General features: G+C 68.6%; 5 protein-coding genes and 3 pseudogenes. 1 reads left to right on the top strand and 7 read right to left on the bottom strand.

Annotated features, from left to right (window positions below; all coding sequences use genetic code 11):
• Positions 1-304 (top strand): annotated as a pseudogene (locus tag ACZ7GZ_RS40745) (hypothetical protein); the annotation flags it as partial.
• Positions 305-371: 67 nt separating this feature from the next.
• Here the strand turns inward: ACZ7GZ_RS40745 and ACZ7GZ_RS40740 are convergent.
• From ACZ7GZ_RS40740 to ACZ7GZ_RS40710, 7 genes and pseudogenes are all read right to left on the bottom strand, one after another.
• Positions 372-1,473: pseudogene (locus ACZ7GZ_RS40740) on the bottom strand (ISL3 family transposase); the annotation flags it as partial.
• A 211-nt stretch (positions 1,474-1,684) separates the two neighbouring features.
• A complete protein-coding gene (locus ACZ7GZ_RS40735; RefSeq protein WP_471032583.1) occupies positions 1,685-2,485 on the bottom strand; it encodes an SDR family NAD(P)-dependent oxidoreductase in 801 nt (266 codons plus the stop codon).
• Complete coding sequence (locus tag ACZ7GZ_RS40730; RefSeq protein ID WP_471032580.1) at positions 2,482-3,936, bottom strand: AprD4 family radical SAM diol-dehydratase; 1,455 nt, start codon at positions 3,934-3,936, stop codon at positions 2,482-2,484. The genes ACZ7GZ_RS40735 and ACZ7GZ_RS40730 overlap by 4 nt, the downstream gene beginning before the upstream one ends.
• Before the next feature lie 212 nt (positions 3,937-4,148).
• Positions 4,149-6,224, bottom strand: a complete 2,076-nt coding sequence (locus ACZ7GZ_RS40725) for a trehalose-6-phosphate synthase (protein WP_471032577.1) — start codon at positions 6,222-6,224, stop codon at positions 4,149-4,151.
• Between the two features lie 350 nt (positions 6,225-6,574).
• Complete coding sequence (locus tag ACZ7GZ_RS40720) at positions 6,575-8,035, bottom strand: NAD(P)/FAD-dependent oxidoreductase (RefSeq protein ID WP_471032574.1); 1,461 nt, start codon at positions 8,033-8,035, stop codon at positions 6,575-6,577.
• 425 nt (positions 8,036-8,460) lie between these two features.
• Complete coding sequence (locus ACZ7GZ_RS40715) at positions 8,461-9,135, bottom strand: hypothetical protein (RefSeq protein ID WP_471032571.1); 675 nt, start codon at positions 9,133-9,135, stop codon at positions 8,461-8,463.
• Between the two features lie 752 nt (positions 9,136-9,887).
• A pseudogene (locus ACZ7GZ_RS40710) lies at positions 9,888-10,111 on the bottom strand (hypothetical protein); the annotation flags it as partial.

Below are 10,111 nucleotides of genomic sequence, written 5' to 3'. Positions count from 1 at the left end.
GCAAGCCGAGCTGCCCGCACACCTCACTCGATATCCCCATACCAGCGGCAACGAACCCGACCAGAAGAAGCAACGCTTTGATTCTTTACGGGTTCAGCCCACGAGGCAACGCGAACGCGAGATGAAAGGATTCCGGTCGGTGGGTGCCGCGCAACGGTTCCTCGCCTCCTTCAGCGGCATCTCACTCCACTTCAGACCCCACCGCCACCTGATGAGCGCACCCGACTACCGCCTCGAGATGACCAACCGCTTCACCATCTGGAATCAGATCACCAGCATCGCCGGCCTGCCCGCCAGAGCCTGAACCACCGCTACCACCTCGGCTAGGCACATCCCGAACCGGATCACACCTCCGAACACCCGCTCAACCTGACAATGCTGGACAGGAGGTTCAGGCAGCCGGTGAACCCGGGGGTTGATCTCTTCGAAGAGGTGGCTGACGGGGACGGCGGGGTCCTGAGTCCGACGTTTGCGCAGGTGCTCGCGGTAGGGGTCGACGAGGCTGGCACGGTATTTGGGGACGCGGAGCATCCGCTCGGGCCGGTCGGCTCGCGCGTAGCGTTTGACCGTGTTCAGGGCCAGTTGCAGGCGGCGGGCACACTCCAGCAGGCCTACGCCCTTCTCGAGCAGGCCGTGGACCTGGTGCCAGCGTTCCAGGGTCGTCTGTGCGCGGGGCCCTTCGTGCAGGGGCGCGTCCAGCACGGCGGCCCAGCAGGTGCTGTGTGCCTTCACCTCGCTCAGGGAGGCTTGGCACATGTTGTGTCACAGGTGCCACCTGTCCGCGAACTGCACTGCGTCGGGCAGGGCGCGGCGGATGGCCTCGGCATAGGTCGCGGAGCCGTCACGGCACACGGCCTCGACGCCCGGATGCTCGCGCAGCCAAGCTTCCAGCGTGTCGGCGGTGCGGTCGGTCAGCGCGTCGATGCGCTCATGGGTCTCGGCGTCGATCACCACGGTGGCATAGCGCTGGCGCCGACGCAGAGCGAAGTCGTCGACGCCGATCACGTGGGGTGTCCGCCCGGTGGGCAAAGGGATGCGCAGCAGGGTGCGCAGGGCTGTGTGGCGAGACAGGCCCGCCGCGAGTATCGCCAGCAAACGTGATCCCGCCCGGCCCGCTAACTCCTTGACCACGGCCTTGACCTGCATGGTCAGGCGGGCCATGCGTCGCTGGTAGCGTTCCAGCACTCCGGGCACCTGCTCGCGGAAGGTCTGCCGGCAGCCGCGCGTGGGACACGCCAAGCGCCGCACCCGCACACGGACCACCACCCGCCGTCCGTCGACCGGCATGTCGGCCAGCGTCCGCAAGTGATATCCGTGCACGCGCCACGATGCCCCGCACACCGGACAGACCGCGGTGCGCTGCGGGGTCCGTGCCCGCACCACGATCCGCTCGCCCTCGTCGGCCACATCCTCTATGGCCAGCGGTGAAAAACCCGAAAACACCACCTGCACAAGCTCGTTGACATCCTCCACGCGAGTATCAACGACCCTCACTACTCTCCGTTACCACCGAATGTGAGACAGGGCCGTTAAGTTGACACACCCGCATCGTCCATCCAGGCTGTGTGGCACTGTGTCCCGTTCGTGTTCGGGTCCTGGAAAGGGAGCCGCCACTGACACCCCGCCGCGGGAGGGCCGCGCGGAGCGACGTCACCGGCGGGTCGATATCCGACGAGGTTGAGTTCTACCGGCGGCGTGGCTGTGCTTGCGCTGCCAGAACGGGCGGCAGAGCATGTACGGAGAAGACCTCGCCTGACGCGGCTTCGGGTAGATGTGCAAGGCTCGCGGTCCAGGCGATGAGGCGGGCTGCGGTGTGCACGCAGTCGGGAGCGTCTGGTCCGCCCATGTCGGTCGGTATCCAGCCGGGATCGACGGCGTTGACCACAATGTGGTCCGGCCGGAGCGCCAGCGACAGGTTGACTGTCGCGAGTTCGAGCGCGGCCTTTGAAGCGCGGTAGCAGGTGTACTGTCCGTTCGCGCGTTCCGTTCGGGCCTCTGCGCTGCTGACGTTGACGATGCTGGCGCCGCCGGCCGCGCGCAGCAGCGGGAGGAAGGCCAGCGTGGTCAGCACAGGGCCGCCGACGTTGGTGAGCAGAGTCGTTCGGCAGGCTTCCGGGGTGAGCGAGGTGAGGCGCGCGTCCTCGGGAAGGAAGACGCCGGCGTTGTTGATCAGGGCGTGAAGGGTGCCTCCCGTATGGTCGGCGATCCGCTCAGCGGCCGTCTGAAGGGTGGCCGGGTCGGTGACGTCCAGGGAGACGGGGACGGCTTGGCCACCGCGCGCGGCCACGGTGGCCACAAGCGGGTCCGTGGTCGAGGTCCTGCGGTGACCGGCGAGGACGACCCAGCCCTGTTCGGCGAGCAGTTCGGCGGCTGAGCGGCCCAGGCCGCGGTTGGCCCCGGTGATCAGGGCGTACCGTGTACGGTTCGGTCCAGAGCCGGATTGAGCCCGGCCGGGTGCGTTGCCGTGGGTGGGGGCGTTGGTCATGCCGGGCGCCCGTGGGGTGCCGGCGTCGTGCCGGCCCAGTTCCGGATGCGGCTGCGGTAGGCGGCCAAGGCCTCAGCCGGGGCGCAGCCACCGTTGATCCGGTGCAGTTCCTCGGTCAGCACGAGTGCTTCGGTGAGATCGTCCTCGGTCAGTTCGTCCGTGCGCATCACCACGTTGAAGCTGGTGAACTGGTCCTGGTCTTGCCGGATCCAGCCTTCGTCCAGGGCCAGCTCGTGCAGGGTTGTGCCGGGGTACGGGGTGATCACTCCGATGTTGAATTCCTCGGACGACAGTCCCAGTTCCAGGATGAATTCCAGGGTGTTGGCGATGGACTGCCGGGTCTCGCCGGGCAGACCGAAGAGCAGGAGGAAGAGCATGTTCAGGCCGGTCTGCCGGGCTGTGCGGTGGAACGCTCTGACGGTGTCCAGGCCGAGTCGCTTGCGGACGGCGGTGTCGTGCATGCGCGCGTCCCCGCTCTCCACCCCCACCTCCACGCCCACACAGCCGGCGTCGACCATGACGCGGATCAGTTCCTCGTCGAGCCGGTCGATCCGGGTCTCGCACCACCATCGGATGCCTGCCCCGGTCTTTTTGACCGCTTCGCACAGGGCCAGCGCGCGCCGCCGGTCGAAGGTGAAGACAGGGTCGCGGAAGACCACGGCGGTGATACCGAGCTGCGCGCACTGCTCGAACTCGGCAGCGATCCGTTCGACGGGGTACGCCCTGACCTTCTTGCCCTCGCCCAGGGGGTAAGGGCAGTAGAAACTGCAGGGGTAGGGGCAGCCGAAGCTGGCGTTCATCGTGGTGATGCGCTCCTCGGGAAGTGCCGGGAACACGTAGCGACGATGATCGACGAGATCACGAGCCGGCAGCGGTTCGTCGGCCAGATCGCCGTAGACGTGCGGCAGGCCTCCCGGGTCGCGTGCGGTGGCCGCGGTGATCAGTCCGGGGATCGCAAGGGAACCGGCGGCTCGGGCTTCGGCCAGGTGTCCCAGGCTCGGTATCGCCTCGGGCAGGATCAGGGCTTCGCAGCCGCTGGTGGTGAGGATCTCCTGCCACTGGTCGTGCCCGCGGATACTGGTGTAGGCGAAAGCCCGCAGTCCGGCCGCGGCGAACTCGGTCAGCCTGCAGACGTCCTCGCGCATGGCCGCCAGTGACACCTGGCAGATCACGATGTCCGCCTCGGTCCGTCCCCGTCGCGCATCCGCAAGCGGCCGGAGGGAGCCGTCCACCTCCTCGTCCACGATGCGCGGCACATATCCCGCAGCCCGCAGGACTCCTGCGATACGGAGCAGATCCAGGGGCGGCAGGACGTTGCGCTCACCCGGGTTGACGGTTCCAAGTCCGCCCGCGTACGTGCGCTGAAGCTTGGGCCCGAACGATGTCTTGGGACTGACGAGAAGGACCCTCCGGGCGGCTTTGCGGCTCGCCGCCTCTGTGTCATCCGCCAAGGCAATCTCCTTCTGCCGGACTGCTATCGGATACAGGAGGTGCTCTCGTTCGTCAGCGTCAATGCCTACCTATCGGTGCAGGCACCGAAACGGCCAGGATCCGGCCGCAGATCGCCCGGCTGGAGCCCAGTCGAGCCGTCAGCGGCCGGTCACACGAGCATGGCGCAGGCCGACGGTGCCTGGCCAAACCCCCTTGACGACGGTGGCCTTGTTCAGGCGGAGGCAGGGTTTCGAAAGGGCGAAGCGGAGGGAGCACATTGGATGTCGGCGACGACCTGTGCGGCCCATTCGACGGGGGTGTGGCGATCGAGGAGGGCGGCGAGGCGTTCCAGGTGAGTGTGTTGCCGGGCAAGCGGGAGGGTGAGCGCTTGGTGGAGGGTGCGGGCCAGGTCGTCGCCGTCGTGGGGGTCGGTGAGCAGAGCGGCCGCGCCGAATTGGGCTGCGGCGCCGGTATGCCGTGACAGAACCAGGACGCCGGGCATGCCGGCGGCATGGCGGGCGGCGACGTACTCCTTGGCGGTCAGGTTCATGCCGTCCGCGTGAGAGGTCACCCACAGGACGTCTGCTTGCAGAAAGTGGTCGACCACTTCGGTGAACGGCACAGACCAGGGGCGGTAGTCGATGGGGCGCCACTCGGCAGTGCCCCATATGCTGTTGACGGCGGCGATGCGCTGTTCGAGGAGGCGGCGGGTGGCGTCGTAGGCACGGATGCCGGGTTCCGGCGGGGGGCATACGAGCCGAAAGCACAGTCGGCCCCGCAGGTGAGGGTGACGGGAGAGAAGCCGGTGCAGCGCTTCGGCCTTCTCCACCGGCGCCTTGGCGTAATCGAGGCGTTCGACCGACAGGACGAGGGGACCGGAAGGTGTTCGCCTGCCTTGGTGGGCCGCGGCACGAGCGTGGGCGAGATCCTCGACCGCGGGGCGGTCGATGCCGAGCGGATGGACGCCGGTGCACGGGATGCGCGAGGAGCCGGCCATGGTGCGACGGAAGTTGGCGGCGAAGGTGTCCGTGTGAAAGCCCGCCCAGTCGAGGGCCGACAATGATGCGCGGATCTGCGTGGCGGTGGGCAGCGCGGCGAAGACGTCTGGCGATGGAAAAGGGGTGTGGTGGAACAGTCCGATCCGCAGATCAGGGCGGTCCCGGCGAAGCAGAGCGGGAGCAAGCCACAGGTTGTAGTCGTGGAGCCAGACCGTGGCGCCTTGTGCGGCCTGGGCCGCGATGTGATGGGCGAAGCGAGCGTTAACCTCCTCGTAGCGGCCCCAGGAGGACTCGTCGAAACGCATCAGATCGGGCCGGGACATCAGCACAGGCCATAGGGATTCCTTGCACGCTCGGTGGAAATAGGCCCCCCAGTCGGCAGAAGAGAGCGGCAGCAGAGCCAATGGCAGTCCCGTCCCACGGCCGTCCAGCGGGGCCGTTCGGCTTGTGGCGTCACCGGTGACCGCGGCGGCCGCCCACACGGCATCCGCGGTGCCGGCGGCGACGCGGCGCAGGACGGGCAGAATGCCGTTGGGACTCACAGGGGGCTGCCAGCCGCCGGTGGTCCACTGGGCAGGAGGGCGGTGGTATCCGATCACCAGCCGGTTGACGCCGCTCACCCAGCCGAGGCGGCGCAAGGCTGCGAGGATGCCGCCCGCGCCCTCCTCGTGGGTGTGCTGCACCCTGGCGCCGGAGGGGACTCGTTCGCGCAAGGCCTGTTCGGCGTTGCCCACCACGACCGCGTGTGCGCCGATCCTGAGCAGGGACACGTCGTTGAGTGAGTCACCCGCGACAAGGACGGACTCCATCGGCCAGCCCTGCTTGGCCGCCAGCAGCGACAGCGCACTGCCCTTGCCCGCCCGCGGGGGCAGAACATCGAAGTACCGGCCCTCCGAGTACACCCAGGAACAGCCCAGCTCCTCCACCACCGCGCACAGTTCGGCCGTCAGATGCTGCGGCTGGAGGTAGAAGGAGCACCGCCCTTCCTGAGGCACCGGCTGATAGGTGAGAGCCGTGAAGCCCTTGAGCGCGGCACGGACCCTTCCCGCTCCCGGCCACCCGCTGCGCAGACACTCCTGCACAACGGCCTCCGGGGTGAAATCGTCGCCGTCGACGACACTGGCCCCGACATCAGCGATGATCCAGCGCGGGGTCGGCACCAACGACTCCCGCAGCACCTCACGGACGGAGGGCAGAGAACGGCCGGTTGCGAACACGACCGTGATCTCCGGATGGCGGTCCAGCGCCTCGCGAAGCTCCCGGCGTTGCCCGGCACCACCGCCAAGTAACGTACCGTCCAGATCAGTCACCAGCACCCGTAACGAATTCCGGGTTCCTGAACGACTGTCCGGCCCACCGCCCGGCCTGCCGCCCTCCTCACCGCACCTGGCCGATCCAGACACCGCACCCCCCTGTCACCGCTGACCAACTGAGACAGCAAGCCTCTCCACCGGCAACCATAAGTAATCGCCCGCTCACGAACGGTGCATGTCCCGAGCCTGACGGCCAGGACGCGATCCAGGGTGTGGATCTCCGTCTCGCCGGTGATGTTCTCTCCGGCTTCCTTGGCGGCAGAGCCGGAGAAAACGATCCGGGCTCGGCGTCAATCCCCCTCGATCTGTGGTGCGGCGGAAAGCACCGCTCGTGCGATGGCCGGTGGTCAGCGGGTGCTGCGGTGGTGGCGGTCGAGGTGAGCAGCGGCGATTTCGGCCAGGGCGGGTCCGGTGTCCTCGTAGGCGAGCGGGGCCAGGTCGGGCGGGGGGATGTAGCCGTCGGGCATGGCGGCGTAGGCCTGCTCCATCATGCGGGCGTAGGCGTAGGCCAGTGCGTCGGGCCAGGCCCCGGTCAGGGGCGGGCGCATGCGCATCTCAGCGGCCAGCGCGGCGTGGTGGGCGGCGGCCTCGGTGACGGCCTGGTCGAGGGACAGGTCGGAGATCAGGTCCCGGCAGGGCAGCCAGGGCCGCAGCAGGGACGGCAGCTCGGTGGGTGTGGTTTTGAGGATGGCGTCTGCGAGGGCGGTGGCGATCACCGGGGAGGCGTGCAGGCCGTCGCGATGGGTTCCAGCGGCCACCCACAGCCCAGGACGGGGTGTGGGACCGATGATCGGGTGGCCGTCCAGGCCGAGGGGCCGGTTGCCGTGGTGCACCCCGGTCAGCGCGGTGGTGGCCAAGTTGTGGTGGAGCTGACCCAGCGCCGCGTCCAGCAGGGAGCGCAGGGCCCCAGGTGTGGTCGCGGTGGTGGGGGCGAGAGTGGGATGGGCGGTCGCGCCGACGTACCAGGTGCCGTCGGTCTGGGGGACGGCGTGCAGGCCGCAGGCGTAGGCCCGGTTCGGGGTACGGATCACACTGTGGAGGGACTGAGGAGCGGCGGTGGTCAGGGCGGTGCCGGCGGCGGTCAGCACCGGGACGACCGGCAGGTCCGGATCCAGGGCGGTGAGCAGCGGTGTGGTCCAGGCGCCGGCCGCAACCACCACGGTGGGGGCCGTCACGGCGTCTTCGCGGGTGATGAGCTGGTATCGGCCGCCAGCGGCAGTGGTGAGAGTACCCGGCCCGGTGCGGGCCAGGTGGGGGAAGGTGTCGAGGGCGGCATCGAGGGTGGCCAGCCATGCGCGGCCATCGAGGAAGCGTTCGACGGGCAGGAACAGGGCCCGCAGGGCACGGTCGTTGTCCAAAGGCCGGTAGCCGGGGATGCCGGCCGGATCGGTCTCCTCGCACGGCAGCCCATAGTCGGACGCGGCGCTCGTGATCGCAATCAGGGCGGCATCGTCCAGCCGCGAGGAAACCGCGTTGAGCAGGACGTGGGTACCCTCTCCCCAGCCGTCACGGGCCGGCCCCGCGGCTCCGGCCGTGGCACGAACCTGCGCGCGCCAGGCCGGCCAGCGCCAGGCAGCCTCCACTGCCAGCCGAAGGCGAAGACGGCCGTGCCGGGTACGCAGGGATAGCGGGGTGACCTCACCGAGCACGCCGAGCATCGCTCCCGCCACCTTCGACGCCCCGGCCAGCTCCTGATCACCCGACAGCACGATCCGCGCCTCCGGTGCCGCCCGGGCCAGCGCAAACGCCAATGAACGGCCCAGCACACCGGCCCCCACCACCAGCACATCCACACCACGCTCCCCCACCCACCACTCCCCTCTCCCTGACCATCCAGGGCCGCAGCCGCCGCGGTTCCAAGCCAGCGAGCGACCTCGCACAGACAAGCTCAAGACCGCCCCCGGACCGGAACCCGACACCCTCAACGCGGCGCCGTCCGCGTCCTGTCCGCCTTCACCTCGCCACATTCGCCGCCCGGTACGAACCGCGCCGCGCCCCAAACCGACTGCAAGAGAGCTGGCTCTGCGACGCCCTGCCCGAGAGCGACGCGCTGCCCGAGAGCGACGCGCTGCGCGCGGCGTCCGGTGCCCTGGTAGCGAGCGAGGTAAGAGCGCGAGTAGCCGCACGAATTGGAAGACCGTGGTTTTGTTCCCGAGAACGGGTTCTGACAGAACTTATGGACGCTGTTGGTGATCTTCATCTGTACCCGGGCGCGTGCGGGGCGGGACTGGTCTCACCGACTCGGCATCAGATCGGTCAGCGGAAATGCCCGCACGTCTTCAGTGGGGCGCGACAGGTGCAGTGTGGTGTGGAAGTAGCCGTCGGCCTCCTTCCCGTACGGGTCCTCGCCGCCTGCGGTCACCGCTTGGACGGCGTATCGCTGTTCGTCCGCGTCTGTGAAGCGTCGTTGCGGGAAGGTGTGCGTGGTGTCCTTCTCGGTGACCAGGCCGTGTGAAGCCAGGCATGCTGCGATGGACGCGTACGAGGTCGTGCGCAGCACGAAGGCCGCAACCCACACCGGGACGTGGACACCGGCCAGGAGCCGCTGGAAAGTGCGGGCAGACAGGAAGGTCGCCCCTCCGGTGATCGTGATCAGCCGGGTGTGCCGCGCGGCGCGGAGCAAGGGCGGGGAAGGGAGCGCGGTTTCGAGATTCTCGGCGAAGCCCTCGTCCAGCAGGCCGACCGCGCGTGCGTAGGAGATGGCGTTCGCCGACATGTCGAGTCCGATCACCCGTGCCGCGTCATGGCGTCGACGATCCGCGTAGTAGCTGCGGTCCCACTCGATCAGCTCGGCCGTGGTGAGCTCGGTGGCCTGCGGCGACGTGTAGTGGGAGTAGAGGTCGTCCAGTGTCACCTCATAGTTGATGAGGGCGGCGTTGATGCCGTACGAGCAGCAGATGTCCAGCACCGTTACCGGTTCTGCCGGGCGGGCTGTCTGCCCGCAGGCTGTAAGTGCCCGCCGGAAGATGCTCTGTCCGTGATGGGGCACCTGGTAATCCAGTGGACCCAGTGCCCGGAAATAGGCCCGCGGATCCGGCTGATCGTAGATGTGGTCGAACGACGTCATGCCCTCCGGGACGCCGGCCCCCGACGTCCGCGGGTCGCCAGCAGCCGATGCTCCCATACCCATGTTCCGCGCACCACTCATCCGGGTTCTCCTCACACAGCCCAGGCGTACCGTCCCGTCAGCGTCAGCGACTCCAGCAGGCTATGGGAACAAGGCGGGAAGAAAACCAGCCACGCGCCGCAGCAGGTGATCCTTCGTTCGAGGGGTTTGGGCCTCCACACCATTTCCTTGGACAAGCGGGAGCCGATAGCCGTAGCGGCATGACTTTCCTGAGGGCAGGACACCGCACTGCAGCCGCTGTCACAGCGGCGCTGGCCATCGGCGCTCTGGCATCGGTGCCAGCCTCCACCAGTACGACAGCCGCCGCAGCCCCGGTCATCCAGACCGACGCCGGTGAGAGAACCCACACCTTGAGTTGCGGCTGAAACGAGAGCAGAGGCGGTGAACGGGCCTACTACGAACACTGCGCCAGCAACCCGGCCGCACCAACTTTCGTGTGTCCGTGCTACGCGAGCGTGCTGTCACCTGGCCGGTCCGACGCAGCGGTGGTAGTCGGACCGGGGCCACTGCTTGCCCTGGGTCCACACGCTGGTTTACAGCAGACAGGCGAACGCCAGGGCACCGCCGGGTTCGATGGTGGCCCGGTCGTCGGCCAGCAGGGCCATCGCGGCGATCGCGGCCGGATCACGGACGACACGCGAGCACAGGGCCTGCAGCTCGTAAGCGGCCCGCTCATGCAGGGCTGCCGGCACAGCACAGCGAATGCCGTCCGAGGCGCGGCCGGCCGCGCCGTTGGCCGTACGGATCCACCGGGCAC

The sequence above is a fragment of the Streptomyces sp. NPDC037288 genome (assembly GCF_055603265.1).
The sequence above is the reverse complement of the archived record's forward strand: the minus strand, read 5'-3'. Positions and strand labels throughout refer to the sequence as shown.